This window comes from Citrobacter sp. LUTT5, assembly GCF_009905315.1.
Lineage (GTDB): Bacteria > Pseudomonadota > Gammaproteobacteria > Enterobacterales > Enterobacteriaceae > Citrobacter > Citrobacter freundii.
Genome location: NZ_CP047606.1, coordinates 502,717 through 527,616, shown reverse-complemented (window position 1 = coordinate 527,616; position 24,900 = coordinate 502,717). Strand labels below are relative to the sequence as shown.

Here is a 24,900-nt window from a genome sequence, read left to right as displayed (position 1 = left end):
CAAGCCCCAGGGTTTTCAATTAAAACACGGTCATCATCAACGATAACTTATTTGTCGCCCAGTTGCTCTGACATAGTGCCAGAGTCCGGCGCACGCGGTTCATCAACCGGACGCGGTGCATTCGGCTTGCCGGTGCTGCCAGAGTTGTTGTTAGAAGAACCCGGTTCTTCCCAACCCGCAGGCGGACGCACATCGCGGCGAGCCATCAGATCGTCAATCTGCGGCGCATCGATAGTCTCATATTTCATGAGCGCATCTTTCATCGAGTGCAGAATGTCCATGTTTTCGTTCAGCAAACGACGTGCACGGTCATAGTTACGCTCAATCAGCAGTTTAACTTCCTGATCGATAATGCGAGCGGTTTCATCGGACATGTGTTTCGCTTTCGCCACAGAACGTCCCAGGAACACTTCGCCTTCTTCTTCAGCGTACAGCAACGGACCGAGTTTATCGGAGAAGCCCCACTGAGTAACCATGTTACGCGCCAGGTTAGTCGCGACTTTAATGTCGTTCGACGCACCGGTAGAAACATGTTCAGCACCGTAGATGATCTCTTCCGCGAGACGGCCACCGTACAATGTGGAGATCTGACTTTCCAGTTTCTGACGGCTGGCGCTGATTGCATCGCCTTCAGGCAGGAAGAAGGTCACACCCAGCGCACGACCGCGCGGGATAATCGTCACTTTGTGCACCGGATCGTGTTCCGGCACCAGGCGACCGATAATCGCGTGGCCTGCTTCGTGATACGCGGTAGATTCTTTCTGCGCTTCCGTCATCACCATGGAGCGACGTTCCGCACCCATCATGATTTTGTCTTTCGCTTTTTCGAACTCAACCATCGACACTACGCGCTTGTTGCCACGAGCAGCAAACAGCGCCGCTTCGTTGACCAGGTTCGCGAGGTCCGCACCGGAGAAGCCAGGCGTACCACGTGCAATGATTGCCGCATCGATATCCGGAGACAGCGGCACGCGACGCATATGCACTTTCAGGATCTGTTCACGACCGCGAACGTCCGGCAGACCAACCACAACCTGACGGTCGAAACGGCCTGGACGAAGCAGCGCAGGGTCAAGAACGTCCGGACGGTTAGTCGCTGCGATAACGATAATACCTTCGTTACCTTCGAAGCCGTCCATCTCAACCAGCATCTGGTTCAGCGTCTGTTCACGTTCATCGTGACCACCGCCCAGACCTGCGCCACGCTGGCGGCCTACGGCGTCGATTTCATCGATGAAGATGATGCACGGTGCCGCTTTTTTGGCTTGTTCGAACATGTCACGCACACGAGATGCACCGACACCCACGAACATTTCCACGAAATCAGAACCGGAAATTGTGAAGAATGGAACCTTCGCTTCACCTGCGATAGCTTTCGCCAGCAGGGTTTTACCCGTACCCGGAGGACCGACCATCAGGACGCCTTTCGGGATTTTACCGCCCAGTTTCTGGAAACGGCTCGGTTCGCGCAGATACTCAACCAGCTCAGCGACTTCTTCTTTTGCTTCGTCACAACCCGCAACGTCAGCAAAAGTCGTTTTGATCTGATCTTCCGTCAGCATGCGCGCTTTGCTCTTGCCGAACGACATGGCACCTTTGCCACCACCGCCCTGCATCTGACGCATGAAGAAGATCCAGACACCAATCAGCAGCAGCATTGGGAACCAGGAAATGAAGATAGAAGCCAGCAGGCTCGGCTCTTCAGGTGGTTCGCCAACAACCTTGACGTTTTTGGTCAGCAGGTTATCAAGCAGCTTCGGATCGTTAACCGGGATGTAGGTCGTGTAACGGTTACTATCTTTCTTGGTAACGTTAATCTCACGTCCGTTGATCTTCGCTTCACGAACCTGGTCCTGATTGACCTCTTGCAGGAAGGTAGAGTAATCAACCTTACGGCCATTAGACTCGCTGGGCCCAAAGCTCTGGAATACTGACATCAGCACAACGGCAATGACCAGCCAGAGAATTAGGTTTTTCGCCATGTCACTCAAGGGATTAACCTCATATTACAACTGTGTTAAAAACAGCGTCAGGATACTCTATATCCAGTTTCTTTCAAACTTTCGTTTGAAATCTGCCGGTTATGGTTTACGCCCGGTCGCTACAATATACACTTCACGCGAACGGGCGCGAGAAGAGTCCGGCTTACGAACTTTGACCTTCGTAAACAGGGAGCGAATCTCTCTTAGATACTCATCGAAGCCTTCGCCCTGGAACACCTTCACTACAAAACTACCACCTGGCGCTAATACATCACGAGCCATTCCAAGCGCCAGCTCTACCAGATACATGGCCCGGGGAATATCCACCGCCGGTGTTCCACACATATTTGGCGCCATATCAGACATGACAACTTGTACTTTACTGTCACCTACGCGTTCAAGTAACGCTTTCAGGACTAATTCATCACGAAAGTCGCCCTGAAGGAAGTCCACACCAACGATTGGATCCATAGGTAAAAGATCGCAAGCGATAATGCGGCCGGTGTTGCCGATCTGCGTAACTGCATATTGCGACCAGCCACCGGGTGCAGCACCGAGATCAACTATCGTCATCCCCGGTTTAAAAATTTTGTCACTTTGCTGTATTTCATCAAGTTTAAACCAGGCACGGGAACGTAACCCCTTTTTCTGCGCCTGTTGAACATATTTATCGCTAAAGTGTTCCTGAAGCCAGCGACTCGAGCTGGCAGAACGCTTTTTACCTGTCATTTCACATTCCCAAAGGGCAGTTCATCGTAACCAATGGTGTAAATTTCTACACAGCTATTTGGTGATATATGGGAGATGGCGGTAGAATGACCCGTTTTCAATCCCAACGTAAGCAAAAATATACGATGAATCTGAGTACTAAACAAAAACAGCACCTGAAAGGTCTGGCACATCCGCTCAAGCCTGTAGTTATGCTTGGCAACAATGGTTTGACCGAAGGGGTACTGGCCGAGATTGAACAAGCGTTAGAGCACCATGAACTTATCAAGGTGAAAATCGCCTCGGAAGATCGCGATACTAAAACCTTGATCGTGGAAGCTATCGTACGCGAAACCGGCGCCTGTAATGTGCAGGTCATCGGCAAAACGCTGGTACTGTATCGCCCGACTAAAGAACGTAAAATCTCGCTGCCACGCTAAGAATATCCCAAAGTTGAACACGAAGTTTGTGTAAAACGCGGGGTTTTCCGCTAGCAGGAGAGCAAAATGCCACGCTCTCTTCGTTGATAAAAGGCCGCTATGCGGCCTTTTTCCTTTCTTTACAATGTATCAACATCTTAACCAAGATGCGAATTACAGGTATTCTACCTTCGTCACTTCATATTCCACTTCGCCGCCCGGCGTTTTGATAACCACGACGTCATCCTGCTCTTTACCGATAAGGCCACGAGCGATAGGCGAGTTCACTGAAATCAGGTTCTGTTTAAAATCGGCTTCATCATCGCCGACAATACGCCAGGTCTGCTCTTCATCGTTATCGAGATTCAACACGGTAACCGTCGCGCCGAAAACAACGCGGCCATTGTTCGGCATTTTAGTAACGTCGATTACCTGCGCGTTGGACAGTTTAGCCTCGATATCTTTAATGCGTCCTTCGCAGAAACCCTGCTGTTCGCGCGCCGCGTGATACTCCGCGTTCTCTTTCAGGTCACCGTGCTCACGCGCTTCAGCGATAGCGGCAATAATTTCAGGACGGCGCACAGATTTCAGAAAATCCAGCTCTTCGCGCAGTTTTTCAGCACCACGTAAGGTCATCGGGATAGCTTGCATTTGTTATACCTCTTGAACATTCCTGTAGGGGGCAGTTGCTCTCACCCCGGCTGCTAAGCCCACCCTGGCGAATGTCATGCCAGAGTCAGAAGCAAAAAAATACCGACCCGGGGCTCAAGGTCCCAGGTCAGCTACAATTCTCTATTTGATGATCATTTTACCCTGGAGTTCCTTATGGGTCATCGTTTACTTTTTGGGGCGTTGCGCCGTAGTATGACGGCCTGTTTCCAGGTTGTTAGCGCGAGATTATGCGATTTTCCAGATTTACCATCGGATTGACTGCCAGTATAGCGTTCAGCGTTCAGGCTGCGAACGTCGACGAGTATATCAATCAGCTCCCTGCCGGGGCCAACCTCGCCCTTATGGTACAGAAGGTTGGCGCACCTGCACCCGCTATTGATTTTCATAGCCAGCAGATGGCGCTGCCGGCCAGTACCCAGAAAGTGATCACCGCGCTGGCGGCATTGATTCAGCTCGGGCCTGACTTTCGTTTTACCACTACGCTTGAGACTAAAGGCAACGTGGAAGGCGGCGTATTGAAAGGTGACTTAGTGGCACGATTTGGTGCTGATCCGACGCTAAAACGCCAGGATATTCGCAATATGGTGGCAACCCTGAAAAAATCAGGCGTGACGCAAATTGCCGGAAATGTCCTGATCGACACCTCTATTTTCGCCAGTCATGATAAAGCGCCCGGTTGGCCCTGGAACGACATGACGCAGTGTTTTAGCGCACCGCCCGCAGCGGCTATTGTCGATAGAAACTGTTTCTCGGTTTCACTCTACAGCGCGCAAAAACCCAACGATCTCGCCTTTATTCGCGTGGCATCTTATTACCCAGTCACCATGTTCAGTCAGGTGCGTACTCTCGCCCGAGGTTCTGCGGAAGCGCAATATTGTGAACTGGATGTGGTTCCCGGCGATCTCAACCGCTATACGCTAACCGGATGCCTGCCCCAACGAGCCGATCCGCTGCCGCTGGCGTTCGCCATTCAGGACGGAGCCAGCTATGCCGGGGCGATTATCAAAGATGAGCTAAAACAAGCAGGTATCACCTACAGCGGTACGCTGCTGCGCCAGACGCTGGTCAACGAGCCGGGAACGGTGGTCGCCAGTAAGCAGTCAGCGCCACTGCATGACCTGCTTAAGATTATGCTGAAAAAATCGGACAACATGATTGCCGATACCGTTTTCCGTATGATTGGTCATGTCCGATTTAACGTGCCAGGCACCTGGCGGGCGGGTTCTGATGCCGTACGCCAGATTTTGCGTCAGCAGGCGGGCGTTGATATCGGCAACACCATTATTGCCGACGGTTCAGGCCTCTCCCGGCATAACCTGATTGCTCCGGCGACCATGATGCAGGTGCTGCAATATATCGCTCAACACGATAACGAGCTGAACTTTATCACTATGCTGCCGTTGGCGGGGCACGACGGCTCCCTGCAATACCGTGCGGGTCTGCATCAGGCTGGTGTGGATGGCAAAGTATCGGCGAAGACAGGCTCGCTGCAAGGAGTCTATAACCTTGCTGGCTTCATTACCACGGCAAGCGGCCAACGCATGGCATTCGTGCAATATTTGTCTGGTTATGCGGTAGAGCCGGCTGACCAGCGTAATCGCCGTATTCCGTTGGTGCGCTTCGAGAGCCGGTTGTACAAGGATATTTATCAGAACAATTAGATTTTGAAGATGCCGGATGGCGCTTACGCTTATCCGGCCTACGCAAACTGGAAACAAAAACCCCGGCAACTTGTCCGGGGTTTTTCATGCGATTAACGCTTGTAGATGAACTCGACGCCTTCGTCGTCTTCTTCGTCCCAATCGTCATCCCAGTCATCTTCCGCTTCGTCTTCGACTTCAGCGAGCTGCTGGCGGTGATAATCATCCCACATGAACTCAACTTTCTCTGGCTGTTTCGCTTCTTCAGCCTGAACAATCGGGTTCTCGATGATAAAGGTCATCACATCCCAGCAAAGATCCTTCACGCCCAGCTGGCTGGCGGCAGAGATCAGGTAATATTTACCTTCCCAGCCCAGCGCTTCGGCGATCGCTTTCGCTTTCTCTTCCGCTTCAGCCTTGTCCATCAAATCAATTTTGTTGAACACTAACCAGCGCGGTTTAGATGCCAGATCCTGACTGTATTTTTCCAGTTCGCCAATAATGATACGTGCGTTTTCTACCGGATCGGAACCGTCAATCGGATCGATATCGATGAGGTGCAGCAACACGCGGCAACGTTCCAGATGTTTCAGGAAGCGGATACCCAGGCCTGCGCCTTCAGCCGCTCCTTCAATCAGCCCCGGAATGTCGGCCACAACGAAGCTCTTTTCGTTGTCCATACGCACCACGCCCAGGCTCGGCACCAGGGTGGTGAAGGGATAATCAGCGACTTTCGGCTTCGCCGCAGATACTGCACGGATAAACGTCGATTTCCCGGCATTTGGCATACCCAGCATACCCACGTCTGCCAGCAGCATCAGCTCCAGCATCAGATCGCGCTTATCACCCGGCGTACCCATTGTTTTCTGACGCGGAGTACGGTTAACCGATGATTTGAAACGGGTGTTGCCCAGACCATGCCAGCCGCCTTTAGCGACCATCAGACGCTGACCATGCTTGGTCATGTCGCCCATGGTTTCGCCCGTGCCCTGATCGATAACACGCGTACCAACAGGCACTTTAATCGTGACGTCTTTGCCACGCTTACCGGTGCAATCACGGCTCGCGCCATTCTGACCACGTTCCGCACGGAATGATTTTTCAAAACGGTAATCGATCAGCGTGTTCAGGTTTTCGTCGGCTTCCAGCCAAACGTCACCACCGTCACCACCATCACCACCGTCCGGACCGCCTTTTGGGATGTACTTTTCGCGGCGGAAGCTGACGCAACCATTACCGCCATCACCTGCAACGACCAGAATCGATGCTTCATCAACAAACTTCATTTTACTCTCCGTAAATCATTCGCCTGAGCGGGGTTGCGAAACCACCGTTTCATGCTTACGTAAACCGCCCCAAATTCGATGACCAATGGCGGAATACATCGCGCCCGCAACCACGATAAACGCACCGAGATAACCTAATAGGTTTAGCATCGGTCTGGCGAAGAAATCGGGCCAGGCCAGTGATAATAAATCTGAAAATAACAACGTAAACAGCGGCGTGAGCGTGATAATAGCGCTCACCTGCGCCGCCTGCCAACGCGCCATCGCTTCCGCAAGAGCGCCGTATCCTACCAGCGTATTCAGGCCGCAGAATACCAGGCATGCCAGCTGCCAGTCGCTGAGCTGCGTGATGACACCGGGTTTAGCCAGCGGCAACAACGCTATCGTACATAAAGTGTACAGTAAAAACAGGATCTGCGGTGATGCCAGGCGGCGCAATAACACCTTTTGCGCGACCCCATAGCTCACCCAGACCATCGCCGCACCGACACCAAAGATAACGCCCCAGGTGTAATCGGTGAGTCGGGTAAAAATTTCGATCAGACTGGTATTAAAAAACAGGACCAGGCCGCTCAGAAGCATAATGGCGCCAATCACCTGCGTGCCGCGCATCTTTTCTTTCAGGATAAAGACGCTGGCGATCATCATACCAACCGGTGACAGCTGACCGATAACCTGCGAAGCCGTTGGGCTCAAATACTGCAAGGATGAACTAAACAGAATGAAGTTACCGAACAGCCCACCGGTTGCGATAGCCAGCAACACCAGCCAACGCGCTTTGCGAAAAATACGCAATGGAGGGAGCTTTTTTTTAACCGCAAGAATAGCGCCAAGGCCAACGCTTGCCATTAAAAAACGGTAGAACACCACGGTAGGAGGCTCCATCACCTCCAGCACTTGCTTCATTGCTATTGGCAAAGCCCCCCAACATACTGCCGTTGTGAGTGCTAACAGAATACCAATGCCTGCCTGTTGCTTCATGCCGTATTCCCTGCAAGGGCTCGTTTCCGGGTTGTCACGGCGTGACGAGCGTATTTACCGGCCGTCGAATGTAAAAAGCCCCGCAACGTGTTGCGGGGCTTTTATCCGTTACCGGGACGCGAAAAACTTATTCAGCAACGATGCTGATGAATTTACGGTTTTTCGGGCCTTTCACTTCAAATTTCACTTTACCGTCTGCTTTAGCAAACAGAGTGTGGTCTTTGCCGCAACCAACGTTAGAGCCAGCGTGGAATTTAGTACCACGTTGACGAACGATGATGCTACCAGCCAGAACTGTTTCACCGCCGAAGCGTTTTACGCCCAGACGTTTAGCTTCTGAATCGCGACCGTTACGAGTCGAGCCGCCAGCCTTTTTATGTGCCATTTAATCTGCTCCCCTTAACTTAAGCGCTGATGCCAGTGATTTTCACATCAGTGAACCACTGACGATGGCCCTGCTGCTTACGATAGTGTTTACGACGACGAAACTTAACAATTTTAACTTTCTCGCCACGACCGTGAGCAACAACTTCAGCTTTGATAACGCCGCCATCAACGAAAGGAACGCCGATTTTGACTTCTTCACCGTTTGCGATCATCAGAACTTCTGCGAATTCAACAGATTCGCCAGTTGCGATGTCCAGCTTTTCCAGGCGAACGGTCTGACCTTCGCTTACTCGGTGTTGTTTACCACCACTTTGGAAAACCGCGTACATAAAAAACTCCGCTTCCGCGCACACCTTTTTGATGATTCAGAGTGCGCTATAAATATTCACAATAGGGCGCGAATATTACGCAAAACGCGAGCCTTTGACAAGTGCTACCGTCAATACATGAAGAAAAAAAACACAACACGTACGGTAACGTTTATCTACGGCGTTTTTTCAGTACAATCAGCATATATTTATAACCCTAAACCCGACGTTACCTTCTCATACAGTAAGGTAATCGGGGCGAGAAGCCCGGCTTTTGCGATGAATTTAGAAAAAATCAATGAGTTAACCGCGCAAGATATGGCGGGGGTCAATGCGACAATCCTTGAACAGCTCAATTCTGACGTTCAGTTGATCAATCAACTGGGGTACTACATCGTTAGCGGTGGCGGAAAACGCATTCGCCCAATGATCGCCGTCCTCGCAGCGCGGGCTGTTGGTTACCAGGAAAATGCGCACGTTACGATTGCGGCCCTCATCGAGTTTATCCACACAGCGACCCTGCTGCACGATGATGTTGTGGATGAGTCAGACATGCGCCGTGGGAAAGCTACGGCAAATGCGGCGTTTGGTAATGCGGCCAGCGTGCTGGTTGGCGATTTTATCTATACCCGCGCATTTCAGATGATGACTAGCCTTGGCTCGTTGAAAGTGCTGGAAGTCATGTCGAAAGCAGTCAACGTCATCGCCGAAGGTGAAGTCTTGCAGCTGATGAACGTCAACGACCCAGACATCACCGAAGAAAACTATATGCGCGTCATCTACAGTAAGACGGCGCGGTTGTTTGAAGCGGCAGCCCAATGTTCAGGCATTCTGGCTGGCTGTAGCGAAGAACAAGAAAAAGGGTTGCAGGATTATGGCCGTTATCTCGGCACAGCTTTCCAGTTAATTGACGATTTGCTGGATTACAGCGCAGATGGCGAGCAGTTGGGTAAAAACGTCGGTGATGACCTCAACGAGGGTAAACCTACGCTGCCGCTGCTGCATGCCATGCGCCACGGTACTCCAGAACAAGCGCAAATGATCCGCCAGGCCATTGAGCAAGGTAATGGTCGTCACCTTCTGGAGCCGGTTCTTGAAGCGATGAACGCCTGTGGTTCCCTGGAGTGGACGCGCCAACGTGCAGAAGAAGAGGCTGATAAGGCCATCGCTGCGTTGCAGGTGCTGCCTGATACGCCGTGGAGAGAAGCGCTGATTGGTCTGGCACATATCGCCGTACAGCGCGACCGTTAATTCCCTACAGCATCCTCCCTCATCCCGTGCTCTGCACGGGATTTTTTTATAAGTTCTAGTAACCCCCCCCACTCTCCTCCGGATAATCACGCATAACCTTGGCATATTCTGAATATACAGACACTTTACATGAACATTTTAGAACATTCGTTCTTCGGGAGTTATAGTGTCGCCACAACCGATCGTGGAACCGTAAGTCGTTAACCAAAGGAGAGATGAATTTATGGAAAACAAGCTGATTGACTGGCATCCGGCCGACATCATCGCCGGACTGCGCAAGAAAGGGACCTCAATGGCCGCTGAATCACGTAAAAATGGATTGAGTTCATCAACTCTGGCAAATGCGTTAACGAGACCATGGCCAAAAGGTGAGTTGATTATCGCCCGGGCACTGGGAACTGATCCCTGGGTGATTTGGCCGTCACGCTATCACGATGCCAAAACGCATGAGTTCATCGACAGAACGCGGATGATGAGGAGTCGCAGAGAGAAAAAGAATCCGGAATGAACATTGAGCTGTAACCCCCGGCCAACTGAACTGGGGGTTACAAGAGACGTTGACGATTACTCGCCTTTCACGCGCTCAATGTTTGCGCCCAGCGCACGCAGTTTATCTTCGATGCGCTCATAGCCGCGATCGATGTGATAAATACGATCGACCACTGTTGTACCTTCAGCAATACAACCTGCCAGCACTAAACTTGCAGATGCACGCAGATCGGTCGCCATAACCTGTGCGCCTGAGAGTGTTTCCACGCCGTGGCAAATCACGGTATTGCTTTCGATTTCTGCGTGAGCGCCCATACGGCTCAGCTCAGGCACGTGCATAAAGCGGTTCTCAAACACGGTTTCCGTGATGAAGCCGGTCCCTTCTGCCACCAGGTTCAGCAGCGTGAACTGGGCCTGCATATCGGTAGGGAACGCCGGATGCGGCGCAGTACGCACATTAACCGCTTTCGGACGTTTGCCGTGCATATCAAGGCTGATCCAGTCGTCGCCGACTTCGATATCCGCACCCGCATCACGCAGTTTCGCCAGAACGGCATCCAGTGTGTCCGGTTGTGCATTACGGCAGATAATTTTGCCACGAGAAATTGCCGCCGCCACCAGGAAGGTACCGGTTTCGATGCGGTCTGGCAGAACGCGATACACACCGCCGCCGAGACGCTCAACGCCTTCGATCGTAATACGATCGGTGCCCTGGCCAGTGATCTTCGCGCCCAGAGCAATCAGGAAGTTCGCGGTATCCACAATCTCCGGCTCGCGCGCAGCGTTTTCGATGATGGTGGTGCCTTCGGCAAGCGTTGCTGCACACATGATGGTGACAGTCGCACCGACGCTCACTTTGTCCATGACAATATGCGCGCCTTTCAGACGGCCATCAACGGACGCTTTCACATAGCCTTCTTCCAGCTTGATAGTCGCGCCTAACTGCTCCAGACCGGTAATGTGCAGGTCCACCGGACGCGCGCCGATGGTGCAGCCGCCCGGTAGTGAAACCTGGCCCTGACCAAAGCGGGCAACCAGCGGCCCGAGCGCCCAAATGGATGCACGCATGGTTTTCACCAGATCGTACGGCGCACAGAAGACGTTCACATCACGCGCATCAATGTGCACGGAACCATTACGCTCAACTTTCGCACCCAGCTGGCTCAACAGCTTCATTGATGTGTCAACGTCCTTCAGTTTCGGGACGTTTTGGATCTCTACAGGTTCTTCAGCCAGCAGCGCCGCAAACAGGATCGGCAGTGCGGCGTTTTTAGCGCCTGAAATTGTGACTTCGCCCTGGAGCTTGGTTGGCCCCTGAACACGAAATTTATCCATTATTCTGTTCTCTGTTTAGAATTTATCTTCGCTACCGGCACATCACCCGTAGCTCAAAAACCGTTAAGTTTGCGATCGCGCGCCCATTCCGCTGGGGTAAACGCCTTAATCGACACGGCATGAATGCGGTTGTCCGCAATGTACTCCATCAACGGGCCATAGACCGATTGCTGCTTCTTGACCCGGCTCATGCCTTCAAACATCTCACCCACGGCAATAACCTGAAAGTGACTGCCGTCGCCAGAAACGTGGACTTCCTGGAGGGAGAGTGCATTCATCAGCACGCTCTGAATTTCATTATTTTCCATGGGCTCTTCATTCGTCAGATAGTGAAAACAGCCCAACATCTTAGAGCAAAGTGGCGCTGTCATAAATAAGCAAAAAGCCTCGCTGATAAATCAGACAAGGCTTTAGTGGCAGATCCCCCTCGGGGGTTTTGCCGGATAGCGGCACAAGACCTTATCCGGCCTGGAAAAATTAACGCGGAAGGACGTCGTCAGGCAGATTGTAAAGCTGCGCCAGCGTGTACACTTTATCGTTAACACCAGTGAGCGAAACGCTGTTTCCCTGCTGCTTGCCTTGATTAATCAGATGCAACAGTAACGCCAGACCGCCGGTATCTACCCGGGATACCTGGTTCAGATCGATGCAGGATACCCCTTTCATCGCCTCAATTCGCGCATCCCATAAGGGATTTAACACGTCCTGATCCAGCTCTCCCACCAGCACCAGCTTGTCGCCTTCGCGCGTCCAGGTGAGTGACTGCGTCATTATTTTTTCTCTTCCAGCGTGATTTTCTGCTGAGAAATAGATTTCAGCTGTGCCGTCAGGCCATCAATACCTTTGGTACGCAGCAGGTCGCTCCACTCATTTTGTTTGGTGGTGATCATACTTACGCCTTCGGCGATCATGTCATACGCCTGCCAGTTACCGGTCTGGGAGTTTTTACGCCACTGGAAATCCAGACGTACCGGAGGACGACCGTTTGGATCGATGATGGTTACGCGGATAGGTACGATGGTCGCATCACCCAACGGCTGCTCAGGGGCAATCTGATAGGTCTGGCCGTGGTACATCGCCAGTGCCTGGCCGTAAGCCTGCTTCAGATATTCACGGAATGCAGCAAAATAGGCTTCACGTTGGGCAGGAGTCGCATCTTTGTAGTAACGACCCAGCACCAGCGCACCGGCATACTTAACCTGCACATAAGGCAGCAGTTCCTGATCGACGACCTGACGCAGGTAATCGGGGTTGGAACGGATTTTTGGTTGCTCGTTTTTCAGACGGTCAAAGGTCTTTTGCGCCGCCTCATCCATCAGTTTGTACGGGTTAGTCTGGTCTGCTGCGGTTGCCGCGCTAAGTGGAGCAATCACCAGCATAGCCACCATCATCAATCGTTTAAACATACGTCGATTCTCCTGATATTATTTCGTTGCGCCCGCAGGCGTAGTGGCTTCATTATTGCCTTCAGTTGCGGCTGGCGCATCGCCAGAATTCTTATTGTCATCACCTTTGCTGTTGCTGTTGTAAAGGAACTGACCAATCATATCTTCCAGCACCATCGCGGATTTCGTGTCCTGAATCGTACCGCCATCTTTGAGGATAGACGTTCCCAGCTCAGGATCTTCAAAACCCACGTTCAATGCCAGATACTGTTCGCCCAGCAGACCGGAAGTACGGATGCTCAGAGAACTGGTGTCAGGAATATGGTTAAAACGCGATTCGATTTCCAGCGTCACGCGCGGCAGGTACGTTTTCGGATCTAACGAGATGTCCGATACGCGTCCAACTACCACCCCGCCAATCCGCACCGGAGAACGCTCTCTCAGGCCGCCGATATTATCAAAGGTCGCATAAATCGTGTAAGTCGGTTCAGTACGCATTGAGGTAACGTTCGCCGCCTTCAGGCAGACAAACAGCGCAGCCAGCAGCGCAACCAGCAGGAATAACCCGACCCAAATTTCATTTTTTTTCGTTTGCATGAACTCAATTCCCAAACATCAGTGCGGTCAGCACAAAATCCAGCCCCAGAACGGCAAGAGAGGCGTGCACAACGGTGCGTGTCGTTGCCCGGCTAATCCCGGCAGAGGTCGGGATCGCATCATAACCATTGAACAATGCAATCCAGGTGACCGTAATGGCGAACACCACGCTCTTAATCAGACAGTTGACCAGGTCCAGACGCCAGTCGACGGCATTTTGCATAGCCGACCAGAAAAAGCCCGCATCAATACCCTTCCAGCTTACGCCAACCAGTGAACCACCCCAGATCCCCACGGCGACAAATATAATCGTTAGCAGCGGCAATGAAATGACACCGGCCCAAAAACGCGGAGAGATCACCCGGCGCAGTGGATCGACGGCCATCATTTCCAGGCTGGAAAGCTGCTCGGTCGCTCTCATCAGGCCAATCTCTGCAGTTAAGGCCGATCCGGCCCGCCCGGCAAACAGCAGCGCCGCAACAACCGGCCCCAGCTCACGTAACAATGACAGCGCCACCAGCATACCGAGGCTGGTTTCCGCACTGTAGGTCGTCAGCACCAGGTATCCCTGCAATCCCAACACCATACCGATGAATACGCCTGACACAATAATGATCAGCATCGATAAGACACCGACATTATAAAGCTGGCGTATCAGCAGCGGCGCATGTTTGCGAAACTCCGGTTTGCCGACAACCGCATTGAACAACATTAATCCGGCTCGCCCGAACGTCCTGAGGGTTTTTATTCCTCGATGTCCGAGTGATGCCAGCGCATTTAACAACATGGGTGGCTTAACTCCCTGTTTAGAGTAAATCGATATGGTAGTCACCCGCCGGGTAACGGAACGGAACCGGTCCATCGGCAATGCCGTCAAGGAACTGGCGTACGCGCGGATCGGCATTTTCTTGTAGTGCCTGAGCACTACCGTAGGCCACTATTTTTTTGTCCGCCATTATATAGGCGTAATCCGCAATACTCAGTACTTCAGGCACATCATGGGATACCACCACACAGGTGACACCCAGCGCACTGTTCAGTTCTGAAATCAACTTCACCAGCACGCCCATGGTGATGGGATCCTGACCGACGAACGGCTCATCAAACATAATGAGGTCAGGCTCCAGCGCGATAGCACGCGCTAACGCAGCGCGGCGCGCCATCCCGCCGGATAATTCAGAAGGCATTAATTTGGCCGCACCCCGAAGACCGACGGCCTCGAGCTTCATCATCACCGTGCTCTTCAGCAACGGCGCTGGCAACGTCGTATGCTCGCGCAGAGGGTACGCAACGTTGTCAAACACATTCATGTCGGTAAATAGCGCACCTGACTGAAACAGCATACTCATGCGCTTACGCACGGTAAATAAACGCGAACGGGACATGGCCGGGACGTTCTCACCGTCAAACAGAATCTCGCCCTTATCCGGTGAGATCTGTCCGCCAATCAGACGCAACAGCGTCGTTTTGCCGATGCCTGATGGCCCCATGATTGCCGTCACTTTACCGCGCGGTACCGTCAGGGAAATATTATCAAAGATGCAGCGGTCACCCCGGGAAAAGCTGACATCGCGCATATCGACTAGATTCGCCACAGACTGCCCCATTGATTCATCCTTTACTATTGCCTTGTTGATCGAAGAGTTTGGCGCTCAATTTAGCCCTGAACTCAACATATTTACAGATTATTGCCTGTCCTGGTTAGCGAAAGCTGGCATTTGTTTTACTTTTTAGCCGCATAAAGTCAAAATTAAGACTTCGTTACGGCTTCCAGAAGATCCTTCAAGAGGACCGGCGAGTATACCTGAAGAAAGGACTTTAGATGCTTTTAGCGACGGCGCTGTTAATAATTGGTTTACTTCTGGTGGTCTACGGTGCCGACCGTCTGGTATTTGCCGCATCCATTTTATGTCGAAACGTCGGTATTCCCCCCATTATCATCGGAATGACCGTGGTCAGCATTGGTACGTCGTTACCCGAGATCATTGTCTCCGTTGCCGCATCGATGAATGGGCAACTCGATCTGGCTGTCGGGACCGCCATAGGTTCTAACATCACCAACATTCTGCTTATTTTAGGCCTGTCGGCGCTGATTCATCCTTTTACCGTGCATTCTGATGTTCTGCGTCGTGAATTACCGCTAATGTTGCTGGTAAGTATTTTAGCTGCATCCGTCCTGTATGACGGGCAGTTGAGCCGCAGCGACGGTTTCTTTCTTCTGCTCCTGGCCGTGCTATGGCTGCTATTCATTGTTAAAATCGCCCGTCTGGCCGAGCGACAAGGCAATGACAGCCTGACACGCGAGCAGATAGCTGAGCTGCCGCGCGAAGGCGGGTTACCCGTCGCATTTTTGTGGTTGGGTATTGCGCTGATTATTATGCCTATGGCTACGCGTATGGTGGTAGATAACGCTACCGTACTGGCGAACTATTTCGCCATGAGCGAACTCACCATCGGGTTGACGGTGGTCGCCATTGGTACCAGCCTGCCGGAACTGGCAACGGCGATTGCGGGTCTGCGTAAAGGTGAAAACGATATTGCCGTCGGTAACATTATCGGCGCGAACATTTTTAATATTGTTATCGTCCTCGGGCTACCGGCGTTGATTACGCCGGGCGAAGTCAATCCGATGGCCTTCGTCCGGGACTACAGCGTCATGCTGCTGGTGAGCGTTATTTTTGCATTACTCTGCTGGCGACGTCCGCGCCAGATTGGTCGCGGCGCGGGCGCGCTGCTGACCGGCGGTTTTATCATATGGCTGGCGATGCTGTATTGGTTATCGCCACTTCTCGTTGGATAACTGGAAACGCATTATGTCGCACTTAGAGTTGCAACCGGGTTTTGACTTTCAGCAAGCAGGCAAGGAAGTCCTGGCAATTGAACGTGAAGGCCTGGCGGAGCTTGATCAGTACATCAACCAAAATTTTACCCTGGCATGCGAGAAAATATTCAGTTGCCCGGGCAAAGTCGTGGTGATGGGAATGGGGAAATCCGGCCATATCGGGCGGAAAATGGCAGCCACATTTGCCAGCACCGGCACCCCCTCATTTTTTGTACACCCAGGCGAAGCTGCACATGGCGATCTGGGTATGGTCTCGCCGCAGGATGTGGTCATCGCCATCTCTAACTCCGGTGAATCCAATGAGATAGCGGCGCTGATCCCGGTATTAAAACGTCTTCATGTACCGCTTATCTGCATGACCGGTCGTCCGGAAAGCAGTATGGCGCGTGCAGCAGATGTGCATCTGTGTGTTAAAGTGCCCAAGGAAGCTTGTCCGTTAGGCCTGGCGCCGACCAGCAGCACGACAGCAACACTGGTGATGGGCGATGCCCTTGCGGTGGCATTATTAAAAGCGCGCGGCTTTACCGCGGAAGATTTTGCATTGTCTCATCCCGGTGGCGCACTGGGCCGTAAGCTTTTACTGCGCGTTAACGATATTATGCATACGGGCGACGAGATCCCGCATGTAACCAAAAACGCCAGCCTGCGTGACGCCTTAATTGAGATCACGCGTAAAAATCTCGGCATGACCGTCATTTGCGATGATGCCATGAAGATTGACGGTATTTTCACCGATGGTGATTTACGTCGTGTCTTCGATATGGGCGTTGATGTACGCCAGTTAGGCATTGCCGATGTGATGACCCCTGGAGGCATTCGCGTGCGTCCGGGTATTCTTGCCGTCGATGCCCTGAACTTAATGCAGTCCCGCCATATCACCTCGGTAATGGTTGCTGATGGCGACCAGTTACTCGGTGTGTTACATATGCATGATCTGCTACGTGCAGGTGTAGTGTAAGAAACTCAAGGATAACGAAAATGAGTAAAGCAGGTGCGTCGCTTGCGACCTGTTATGGACCCGTCAGCGCAGACGTTATCACCCGGGCAGAAAACATCCGTTTGCTGATCCTGGATGTGGATGGCGTACTGTCTGATGGTCTGATTTATATGGGCAACAACGGTGAAGAGCTGAAGGCTTTTAACGTCCGCGATGGTTACGGAATTCGCTGTGCGCTCACTTCCGGTATTGAGGTTGCCATTATTACCGGACGAAAGGCTAAACTTGTAGAAGATCGCTGTGCCACTTTGGGGATCACCCACCTGTATCAGGGGCAGTCAGACAAACTGGTTGCCTTTGGCGATCTCCTTAGCAAACTGGCGATCGCACCGGAGAATGTCGCCTACGTTGGCGATGACCTGATCGACTGGCCGGTGATGGCACAAGTGGGATTGAGCGTCGCGGTGGCAGATGCCCACCCTTTGCTGATCCCGCGGGCCGATTATGTCACCCGTATTAATGGGGGACGTGGCGCTGTGCGTGAAGTCTGCGATTTATTACTCCTGGCGCAGGGCAAACTGGACGAGGCCAAAGGGCAATCGATATGAGCAAAACCAGACGTTGGGTTATCATTCTACTGTCGCTGGCTGTCCTTGTGATGATTGGTATTAATCTGGCAGACAAAGAGGACACCGCTCAGGTCGTCGTCAATAACAACGAGCCAACCTATAAGAGCGAACATACTGATACCGTCGTGTATAGTCCGGAAGGCGCGCTGAGCTATCACTTGATCGCACAACACGTTGAATATTATTCGGAACAAGCGGTTTCGTGGTTTACTCAACCAGTATTAACCACATTTGATAAGGATAAAGTACCGACCTGGACGATCAAGGCCGATAAAGCCAAATTGACCAACGATCGGATGCTGTATCTGTACGGCCATGTTGAGGTTAACGCCCTGGTGCCTGACTCTCAACTACGCAGAATTACGACCGATAACGCGCAGATTAACCTGGTGACACAAGATGTCACTTCCGATGATCTGGTGACGTTGTATGGCACAACATTTAACTCCAGCGGACTGAAGATGCGCGGCAACTTACGCAGCAAGAACGCCGAGCTGATTGAAAAGGTTAGAACCTCATATGAAATCCAAAACAAACAAACTCAGCCTTAATCTTGTACTTGCCAGCTCACTTCTGGCCGCCAGCATTCCGGCATTTGCCGTCACCGGCGATACCGAGCAGCCGATTCACATTGAGTCGGACCAGCAGTCCCTGGATATGCAGGGCAACGTGGTAACGTTTACTGGCAACGTGATTGTGACTCAGGGCACCATCAAAATTAACGCCGATAAAGTCGTCGTGACCCGTCCTGGCGGCGAAGACGGCAAAGAAGTGATTGACGGCTATGGCAATCCAGCGACGTTTTACCAGATGCAGGACAACGGTAAACCGGTTAAAGGCCGCGCCTCGCAGATGCACTATGAACTGGCGAAAGACTTTGTCGTGCTAACCGGCAAGGCGTATCTGGAACAGCTCGATAGCAACATCACGGGCGATAAGATCACCTATCTGGTAAAAGAGCAGAAAATGCAGGCCTTCAGCGATAAAGGCAAACGCGTCACCACCGTTCTGGTTCCGTCGCAGTTGCAGGACAAAAACAAGGCTCCGGCAGAGAAAAAAGGTAACTGATTCGTTATGGCAACATTAACTGCAAAGAACCTTGCAAAAGCCTATAAAGGCCGTCGTGTGGTGGAAGATGTCAGTCTGACCGTCAACTCCGGGGAGATCGTCGGTCTGCTCGGTCCTAACGGTGCAGGCAAGACAACAACCTTTTACATGGTGGTCGGCATTGTCCCGCGCGATGCGGGTAACATTATCATTGATGACGAAGACATCAGCCTGCTGCCTCTGCATGCGCGCGCGCGTCGCGGCATCGGCTACTTACCGCAGGAAGCATCGATTTTCCGTCGCCTGAGCGTGTTTGATAACCTGATGGCGGTACTGCAAATTCGTGACGATCTGACCAGCGAGCAGCGGGAAGATCGCGCCAACGAGCTGATGGAAGAATTCCACATCGAGCACCTGCGTGACAGTATGGGGCAGTCGCTCTCCGGTGGTGAACGACGCCGCGTGGAGATCGCCCGCGCACTGGCCGCTAATCCGAAATTTATCCTGCTGGATGAACCGTTTGCCGGTGTTGACCCGATTTCCGTTATTGATATCAAACGGATCATCGAACACCTGCGCGACAGCGGCCTTGGCGTGCTGATTACCGACCATAACGTCCGCGAAACGCTGGCAGTGTGTGAGCGCGCCTATATCGTGAGTCAGGGGCACCTGATCGCGCACGGCACGCCAACAGAAATACTGCAGGATGAGCACGTTAAGCGCGTATACCTTGGGGAAGACTTCAGACTCTGATAGGGTAGAAGACTTCACGTCACCGCAGGAGAAAACAACTCTGAACATGAAGCAAGGTTTGCAACTCAGGCTTAGCCAACAACTGGCGATGACGCCTCAGCTACAACAGGCTATCCGTCTGTTGCAGCTGTCCACGCTGGAACTTCAGCAAGAACTTCAGCAAGCGCTGGAAAGTAACCCACTGCTCGAGCAAACCGATCTTCACGACGAAATTGATACCCAGGAAAAACAGGACAGCGAAACCCTCGACACCGCTGATGCTCTCGAACAAAAAGAGATGCCTGAGGAGCTGCCACTCGATGCCAGTTGGGATGAAATTTATACCGCCGGGACGCCTTCGGGCACCAGCGGAGATTACATCGACGACGAGCTGCCTGTGTATCAAGGTGAGACCACGCAATCACTACAGGATTACCTGATGTGGCAAGTGGAACTGACCCCGTTCTCGGATACCGATCGCGCCATTGCGACATCCATTGTGGATGCGGTAGACGAAACCGGTTATCTCACCGTGACCCTGGACGATATTCTCGAAAGCATGGGCGATGACGACGTCGGTATGGACGAAATCGAAGCCGTGCTTAAACGCGTTCAGCGCTTTGATCCCGTAGGCGTGGCCGCCAAAGATCTCCGCGACTGCTTACTGATCCAACTTTCGCAGTTTGATAAAGCCACACCGTGGCTGGAAGAAGCGCGCCTGATCATCAGCGATCATCTCGATCTGTTAGCCAACCATGACTTCCGCACGCTGATGCGCGTGACCCGACTAAAAGAAGACGTGCTAAAAGAAGCCGTCAATCTTATTCAGTCACTGGATCCAAGGCCTGGGCAGTCGATCCAGACTGGCGAACCAGAATACGTTATTCCGGATGTGCTGGTGCGTAAGCATAACGATCGCTGGGTGGTCGAACTCAACAGCGACAGCATCCCACGACTGCAGATTAACCAGCACTACGCCGCTATGTGCAATAGCGCGCGCAACGATGCCGACAGTCAGTTTATCCGTAGCAATCTACAGGATGCGAAGTGGCTGATTAAAAGCCTGGAAAGCCGCAATGATACACTGCTGCGCGTAAGTCGCTGCATCGTGGAGCAACAGCAAGCCTTCTTTGAGCAAGGTGAAGAGTTTATGAAACCGATGGTGCTGGCGGATATCGCCCAGGCCGTCGAGATGCACGAATCGACCATTTCCCGTGTGACCACGCAAAAGTATCTGCACAGTCCGCGCGGCATTTTTGAATTGAAGTATTTCTTTTCCAGTCACGTTAACACTGAAGGTGGAGGCGAAGCCTCATCCACGGCGATCCGTGCGCTGGTGAAGAAATTAATTGCTGCGGAAAACCCCGCGAAACCACTGAGTGACAGCAAGTTAACCTCTATGCTGTCAGAACAGGGTATCATGGTGGCACGCCGCACCGTTGCGAAGTACCGAGAGTCTTTATCCATTCCGCCGTCTAACCAGCGCAAACAGCTGGTCTGACCCAACCGATAAGGAAGACACTATGCAGCTCAACATCACTGGAAACAACGTCGAAATCACTGAAGCCCTGCGCGATTTTGTTAATACAAAATTTGCCAAGCTTGAACAATATTTCGACCGGATTAATCAGGTCTATATTGTGTTGAAAGTGGAGAAGGTTACACATATCTCGGATGCAACGCTGCATGTGAACGGTGGCGAAATTCATGCCAGCGCGGAAGGTCAGGATATGTACGCCGCCATTGACGGTTTAATTGATAAACTGGCTCGGCAGTTAACAAAACATAAAGATAAACTGAAACAGCACTAACTTGTCCGGGCAGTTAGCGGGTGCAGGACGGCCTGTTGTGTAGCACAACGGGCCATTTGTACAGTTAGCGCTTAGGTGAAATTATGACAAATAACGATACGACTCTACAACTGAGCACTGTTCTTAACCAGGAATGTACACGCGCAGGTGTTCACTGCCAAAGCAAGAAACGCGCACTGGAAATCATCAGTGAACTGGCGGCAAAACAGCTCAGCTTGCCTTCTCAGGTGGTATTTGAGGCCATTCTGACGCGTGAAAAAATGGGCAGTACCGGCATCGGTAATGGTATTGCTATCCCGCATGGAAAGCTGGAAGAAGACACGATGCGCGCGGTTGGTGTGTTTGTGCAACTTGAAACGCCTATCGCCTTCGACGCTATTGATAATCAGCCAGTCGATCTGCTGTTCGCCCTGCTGGTTCCGGCGGACCAAACCAAGACGCATTTGCATACGTTGTCACTGGTCGCAAAACGTCTGGCGGATAAAACCATCTGTCGTCGTCTGCGCGCCGCACAGAGTGACCAGGAGTTGTATCAAATCATCACGGACACCGAAGGTGGACAGGATGAAGCATAACAACCCAATGGCATCCTTTTTTGTCGTTGTGAGGAGAAACAGTACATGGTACTGATGATCGTCAGCGGCCGTTCAGGGTCAGGTAAATCTGTCGCTCTGCGTGCGCTGGAAGATATGGGTTTTTACTGCGTGGATAACCTTCCCGTAGTGCTGTTGCCCGATCTGGCTCGTACTCTGGCCGATCGCCAGATTTCTGCGGCCGTCAGCATTGATGTGCGCAACATGCCTGAGTCCCCGGAGATTTTCGAGCAGGCAATGAACAATCTGCCTGAAGGCTTCTCACCACAGCTGCTGTTCCTTGATGCTGACCGTAACACGCTGATTCGTCGCTACAGTGACACGCGTCGCCTGCACCCACTCTCCAGCAAGAACTTGTCTCTGGAAAGCGCTATCGATAAGGAAAGCGATTTGCTTGAGCCTTTGCGCTCTCGCGCTGACCTGATCGTTGATACCTCCGAAATGTCCGTACACGAACTGGCAGAAATGTTGCGTACCCGACTGTTGGGCAAACGTGAACGTGAATTGACGATGGTTTTCGAATCCTTTGGTTTCAAACACGGTATCCCGATTGATGCGGATTACGTCTTTGACGTGCGCTTCCTGCCTAACCCGCACTGGGATCCGAAGCTGCGCCCAATGACCGGTCTTGACCGCCCCGTCGCCGCGTTCCTCGACAGGCACACAGAAGTACACAATTTTATCTACCAGACGCGCAGCTATCTTGAGCTATGGTTACCCATGCTGGAGACCAACAACCGTAGCTATCTCACCGTAGCCATCGGTTGTACCGGCGGGAAGCACCGTTCGGTGTATATTGCAGAGCAGCTGGCAGACTACTTCCGCTCACGCGGTAAAAACGTGCAGTCACGCCATCGCACGCTGGAAAAACGTAAATCATGACCGTGAAGCAAACCGTTGAAATCACTAATAAGCTGGGCATGCATGCCCGTCCAGCTATGAAACTGTTTGAATTGATGCAGGGTTTCGAAGCAGAAGTTTTGCTGCGTAATGATGAAGGAACGGAAGCCGAGGCCAACAGCGTTATCGCTCTGCTGATGCTGGATTCAGCCAAAGGGCGTCAGATAGAAGTTGAAGCCACGGGTCCGCAGGAAGTTGAAGCCCTTGCCGCAGTGGTTGCCCTGTTTAATTCAGGTTTTGATGAAGATTAGTCAAGTGGTTTTAACACGTAGCCAGTAGGTCGGATAAGGCGTTTACGCCGCATCCGGCAATGCCATTGTGTCGTATTGTGCCTGATGCGCTGCACTTAAATCAGGCCAACAAAAACAGCGACAGTAGCGACTAATACAACTTATTTTCCCGCATAAACGACTCACCGCCTAACTGGCGCATTTGACGCATGATCCACGCCTGGCGGCTACGCACATAACCAGAAGGCGCATTCGCTTTAAAACGCAAAGGATTAGGTAATACCGCCGCCAGCAAGGCCGCTTCAGACAGACTCAACCGACTGGCAGGCTTATGGAAATAGCGCTGCGCCGCCGCCTCCACGCCAAAAATCCCATCGCCAAACTCAGCGATATTCAGGTAAACGGTCAGAATACGTTTCTTGCTCCAGACGGTTTCCATACCCAGCGTTAGCCCGGCTTCAAGGCCTTTACGTACCCAGCTACGTCCATCCCACAGAAAGAGGTTTTTCGCCGTCTGTTGCGATAACGTCGACGCCCCGCGAATACGGTTTTCATTGCGTTCATTGTGCGCCAGCGCTTTCTCTATGGCGGAGACATCGAATCCCCAGTGCTCGGGAAACTTCTGGTCCTCCGCGGCAATAACGGCCAGTCCCATCCACGGTGAGATCTCGTCCATACTCACCCAGTCTGAGTGCGCCACATAACCAAAATCACCGGACAGCCATGCGCCCAGTTGCCGTTCAACCATCACCGCCGAGAAAGGTACAGGCATCACGCTGAAAAGTGCGATGCCTCCGCCCCAGAATACGCCGAGGACAATGACCGCCCGCAGAAAGATACGTCGCAGAAAGGCGGTAACTCCTGTTCTCATTCAGCCAGCACCAGCACACGCGATACCAGTTTATCGATGCCACTCGCAGCCTGAGCAATGTCCTGCGCCAGCATATAGGCGGGCGTGGTGACGATTTTATTGTCTTCATCGACGACAATGTCATCAACCGGACAAGGCACATGTTCAGCGCCCATCTCTTCCAGCACCTCTGCCGTATCGATATCAGTACCGATGGTCAGACGCAGCGGGAAATCAAAAATTTTAGGTAACAAAGCGGGCGCAATGCACATAAATCCCAGCGGCTTACCCGCCTGATGCATAGCCACCGCCAGCGCGGCTAAATCGCTGTCAACCCGGCATTCGCTGCCCTGACTGGCAAAATTGCTCAGATTTTTGGCCGCACCAAACCCGCCCGGCACGATCAACGCATCCAGTTCCGCTGAGACTGCCTGAGCGAGCGGGCGAATTTCACCGCGTGTTATACGTGCGGCTTCAATCAGTACATTACGCGTTTCCAGCATCGGCTCGCCGGTCAGATGATTAATCACATCCGCTTGCTGTTTATCCGGAGCAAAGCAGACGGCCTGAGCGCCGTTGCGGGCAATGGCCAGAAGCGTGAGAACAGTTTCATGGATCTCTGCACCGTCATACACGCCGCATCCACTGAGCACTACACCCACTTTTTTCATCGTGATACTCCTTTCTCAACTGGCTGAAACATATTAGTTATTATGATTTAAATGCTACGCTTCACACATTTAACTGATTCATGTAACAAATTATTTAAGATTTGCTATCTTAACTGCGTGCGGCCTGAAAATTAGGGCTGCGCCCTTGTAAACAATGATAATAATTTACGGCGCAGCCACGATTTCCCTGGTGTTGGCGCAGTATTCGCGCACCCCGG

31 protein-coding genes are annotated in these 24,900 nt (G+C 52.2%); 15 read left to right on the top strand and 16 right to left on the bottom strand.

All coding sequences use genetic code 11. The features are described from left to right. Positions 1 to 47: 47 nt before the first annotated feature. Complete coding sequence (gene ftsH / locus GUC46_RS02595) at positions 48 to 1,982, bottom strand: ATP-dependent zinc metalloprotease FtsH (RefSeq protein ID WP_058842408.1); 1,935 nt, start codon at positions 1,980 to 1,982, stop codon at positions 48 to 50. Between the two features lie 99 nt (positions 1,983 to 2,081). Further along, complete coding sequence (gene rlmE, locus GUC46_RS02590) at positions 2,082 to 2,711, bottom strand: 23S rRNA (uridine(2552)-2'-O)-methyltransferase RlmE (RefSeq protein ID WP_003025015.1); 630 nt, start codon at positions 2,709 to 2,711, stop codon at positions 2,082 to 2,084. A 125-nt stretch (positions 2,712 to 2,836) separates the two neighbouring features. Between rlmE and yhbY the strand changes: the two genes are divergently transcribed. Next, the gene (gene yhbY / locus GUC46_RS02585) at positions 2,837 to 3,130 is read left to right on the top strand and encodes a ribosome assembly RNA-binding protein YhbY (protein WP_003025016.1); all 294 of its coding nucleotides are present in this window, start codon (positions 2,837 to 2,839) and stop codon (positions 3,128 to 3,130) included. Between the two features lie 153 nt (positions 3,131 to 3,283). Here the strand turns inward: yhbY and greA are convergent, their stop codons facing one another. Then, positions 3,284 to 3,760 carry a transcription elongation factor GreA gene (gene greA, locus GUC46_RS02580; RefSeq protein WP_003025019.1) on the bottom strand — a complete coding sequence of 159 codons (477 nt, stop codon included), beginning with the start codon at positions 3,758 to 3,760 and terminating at the stop codon, positions 3,284 to 3,286. A 248-nt stretch (positions 3,761 to 4,008) separates the two neighbouring features. On the opposite strand from greA, the gene dacB reads away from it, so the two are divergent. Next, complete coding sequence (gene dacB, locus GUC46_RS02575) at positions 4,009 to 5,442, top strand: serine-type D-Ala-D-Ala carboxypeptidase (protein WP_003839958.1); 1,434 nt, start codon at positions 4,009 to 4,011, stop codon at positions 5,440 to 5,442. A 92-nt stretch (positions 5,443 to 5,534) separates the two neighbouring features. Here the strand turns inward: dacB and cgtA are convergent, their stop codons facing one another. The 4 genes from cgtA to rplU form a co-directional block, all read right to left on the bottom strand. Next, entirely contained in the window at positions 5,535 to 6,707 is a 1,173-nt protein-coding gene (cgtA, locus tag GUC46_RS02570; protein WP_003025024.1) for an Obg family GTPase CgtA, read from the bottom strand. A gap of 15 nt (positions 6,708 to 6,722) precedes the next feature. Then, positions 6,723 to 7,688 (bottom strand): DMT family transporter, encoded by a 966-nt coding sequence (locus GUC46_RS02565; RefSeq protein WP_003844844.1) that lies wholly within the window; start codon positions 7,686 to 7,688, stop codon positions 6,723 to 6,725. A 127-nt stretch (positions 7,689 to 7,815) separates the two neighbouring features. Then, a complete protein-coding gene (gene rpmA, locus GUC46_RS02560) occupies positions 7,816 to 8,073 on the bottom strand; it encodes a 50S ribosomal protein L27 (RefSeq protein ID WP_003025030.1) in 258 nt (85 codons plus the stop codon). 19 nt (positions 8,074 to 8,092) lie between these two features. Continuing rightward, entirely contained in the window at positions 8,093 to 8,404 is a 312-nt protein-coding gene (rplU, locus tag GUC46_RS02555) for a 50S ribosomal protein L21 (protein WP_003025032.1), read from the bottom strand. A 258-nt stretch (positions 8,405 to 8,662) separates the two neighbouring features. Between rplU and ispB the strand changes: the two genes are divergently transcribed. Beyond that, a complete protein-coding gene (gene ispB, locus GUC46_RS02550) occupies positions 8,663 to 9,634 on the top strand; it encodes an octaprenyl diphosphate synthase (protein WP_003025033.1) in 972 nt (323 codons plus the stop codon). Positions 9,635 to 9,857: 223 nt separating this feature from the next. Next, positions 9,858 to 10,142 (top strand): DNA-binding transcriptional regulator SfsB, encoded by a 285-nt coding sequence (gene sfsB / locus GUC46_RS02545; RefSeq protein WP_003839952.1) that lies wholly within the window; start codon positions 9,858 to 9,860, stop codon positions 10,140 to 10,142. Positions 10,143 to 10,198: 56 nt separating this feature from the next. Here the strand turns inward: sfsB and murA are convergent, their stop codons facing one another. From murA to mlaF, 7 genes are all read right to left on the bottom strand, one after another. Next, on the bottom strand, positions 10,199 to 11,458 hold the full coding sequence (gene murA / locus GUC46_RS02540; protein ID WP_003839949.1) for a UDP-N-acetylglucosamine 1-carboxyvinyltransferase: 1,260 nt from the start codon (positions 11,456 to 11,458) through the stop codon (positions 10,199 to 10,201). 53 nt (positions 11,459 to 11,511) lie between these two features. Continuing rightward, positions 11,512 to 11,766: a BolA family iron metabolism protein IbaG gene (gene ibaG, locus GUC46_RS02535; RefSeq protein ID WP_003025040.1), complete on the bottom strand. Its 255-nt coding sequence runs from the start codon at positions 11,764 to 11,766 to the stop codon at positions 11,512 to 11,514. Between the two features lie 169 nt (positions 11,767 to 11,935). Further along, positions 11,936 to 12,229, bottom strand: a complete 294-nt coding sequence (gene mlaB / locus GUC46_RS02530) for a lipid asymmetry maintenance protein MlaB (protein WP_003025045.1) — start codon at positions 12,227 to 12,229, stop codon at positions 11,936 to 11,938. Continuing rightward, positions 12,229 to 12,864: a phospholipid-binding protein MlaC gene (mlaC, locus tag GUC46_RS02525; RefSeq protein ID WP_003025047.1), complete on the bottom strand. Its 636-nt coding sequence runs from the start codon at positions 12,862 to 12,864 to the stop codon at positions 12,229 to 12,231. Before mlaC ends, mlaB begins: the two co-directional genes overlap by 1 nt. Before the next feature lie 18 nt (positions 12,865 to 12,882). Next, positions 12,883 to 13,440 (bottom strand): outer membrane lipid asymmetry maintenance protein MlaD, encoded by a 558-nt coding sequence (gene mlaD / locus GUC46_RS02520; protein ID WP_003025050.1) that lies wholly within the window; start codon positions 13,438 to 13,440, stop codon positions 12,883 to 12,885. Between the two features lie 4 nt (positions 13,441 to 13,444). Further along, positions 13,445 to 14,227, bottom strand: coding sequence for a lipid asymmetry maintenance ABC transporter permease subunit MlaE (gene mlaE, locus GUC46_RS02515; protein WP_003025053.1), 783 nt, complete (start codon positions 14,225 to 14,227; stop codon positions 13,445 to 13,447). Between the two features lie 19 nt (positions 14,228 to 14,246). Then, positions 14,247 to 15,047 (bottom strand): phospholipid ABC transporter ATP-binding protein MlaF, encoded by an 801-nt coding sequence (mlaF, locus tag GUC46_RS02510; RefSeq protein WP_003025057.1) that lies wholly within the window; start codon positions 15,045 to 15,047, stop codon positions 14,247 to 14,249. Between the two features lie 215 nt (positions 15,048 to 15,262). Between mlaF and GUC46_RS02505 the strand changes: the two genes are divergently transcribed. From GUC46_RS02505 to npr, 11 genes are all read left to right on the top strand, one after another. Then, complete coding sequence (locus GUC46_RS02505; protein ID WP_003839941.1) at positions 15,263 to 16,240, top strand: calcium/sodium antiporter; 978 nt, start codon at positions 15,263 to 15,265, stop codon at positions 16,238 to 16,240. 13 nt (positions 16,241 to 16,253) lie between these two features. Continuing rightward, complete coding sequence (kdsD, locus tag GUC46_RS02500; RefSeq protein WP_003025063.1) at positions 16,254 to 17,240, top strand: arabinose-5-phosphate isomerase KdsD; 987 nt, start codon at positions 16,254 to 16,256, stop codon at positions 17,238 to 17,240. 20 nt (positions 17,241 to 17,260) lie between these two features. After that, entirely contained in the window at positions 17,261 to 17,827 is a 567-nt protein-coding gene (kdsC, locus tag GUC46_RS02495; RefSeq protein WP_003025065.1) for a 3-deoxy-manno-octulosonate-8-phosphatase KdsC, read from the top strand. Then, complete coding sequence (gene lptC / locus GUC46_RS02490) at positions 17,824 to 18,399, top strand: LPS export ABC transporter periplasmic protein LptC (protein ID WP_003025068.1); 576 nt, start codon at positions 17,824 to 17,826, stop codon at positions 18,397 to 18,399. Before kdsC ends, lptC begins: the two co-directional genes overlap by 4 nt. Continuing rightward, positions 18,368 to 18,916, top strand: a complete 549-nt coding sequence (lptA, locus tag GUC46_RS02485) for a lipopolysaccharide ABC transporter substrate-binding protein LptA (protein WP_003025070.1) — start codon at positions 18,368 to 18,370, stop codon at positions 18,914 to 18,916. The genes lptC and lptA overlap by 32 nt, the downstream gene beginning before the upstream one ends. Positions 18,917 to 18,922: 6 nt before the next feature. Then, entirely contained in the window at positions 18,923 to 19,648 is a 726-nt protein-coding gene (lptB, locus tag GUC46_RS02480) for an LPS export ABC transporter ATP-binding protein (protein WP_003025073.1), read from the top strand. Positions 19,649 to 19,694: 46 nt separating this feature from the next. Then, positions 19,695 to 21,128, top strand: a complete 1,434-nt coding sequence (rpoN, locus tag GUC46_RS02475) for an RNA polymerase factor sigma-54 (RefSeq protein ID WP_003025074.1) — start codon at positions 19,695 to 19,697, stop codon at positions 21,126 to 21,128. A 22-nt stretch (positions 21,129 to 21,150) separates the two neighbouring features. Then, complete coding sequence (hpf, locus tag GUC46_RS02470; RefSeq protein ID WP_003025078.1) at positions 21,151 to 21,438, top strand: ribosome hibernation promoting factor; 288 nt, start codon at positions 21,151 to 21,153, stop codon at positions 21,436 to 21,438. Between the two features lie 83 nt (positions 21,439 to 21,521). Next, entirely contained in the window at positions 21,522 to 22,013 is a 492-nt protein-coding gene (ptsN, locus tag GUC46_RS02465; RefSeq protein WP_003025083.1) for a PTS IIA-like nitrogen regulatory protein PtsN, read from the top strand. 45 nt (positions 22,014 to 22,058) lie between these two features. Beyond that, the gene (gene rapZ, locus GUC46_RS02460) at positions 22,059 to 22,913 is read left to right on the top strand and encodes an RNase adapter RapZ (RefSeq protein WP_003025085.1); all 855 of its coding nucleotides are present in this window, start codon (positions 22,059 to 22,061) and stop codon (positions 22,911 to 22,913) included. Then, the gene (npr, locus tag GUC46_RS02455) at positions 22,910 to 23,182 is read left to right on the top strand and encodes a PTS phosphocarrier protein NPr (protein ID WP_003025086.1); all 273 of its coding nucleotides are present in this window, start codon (positions 22,910 to 22,912) and stop codon (positions 23,180 to 23,182) included. The genes rapZ and npr overlap by 4 nt, the downstream gene beginning before the upstream one ends. A 130-nt stretch (positions 23,183 to 23,312) precedes the next feature. On the opposite strand, the gene mtgA is transcribed toward npr, so the two are convergent. Both mtgA and elbB read right to left on the bottom strand, forming a co-directional pair. Beyond that, a complete protein-coding gene (gene mtgA / locus GUC46_RS02450) occupies positions 23,313 to 24,032 on the bottom strand; it encodes a monofunctional biosynthetic peptidoglycan transglycosylase (RefSeq protein WP_003839927.1) in 720 nt (239 codons plus the stop codon). Next, complete coding sequence (gene elbB / locus GUC46_RS02445) at positions 24,029 to 24,682, bottom strand: isoprenoid biosynthesis glyoxalase ElbB (protein ID WP_130715077.1); 654 nt, start codon at positions 24,680 to 24,682, stop codon at positions 24,029 to 24,031. Before elbB ends, mtgA begins: the two co-directional genes overlap by 4 nt. Positions 24,683 to 24,900: the final 218 nt, after the last annotated feature.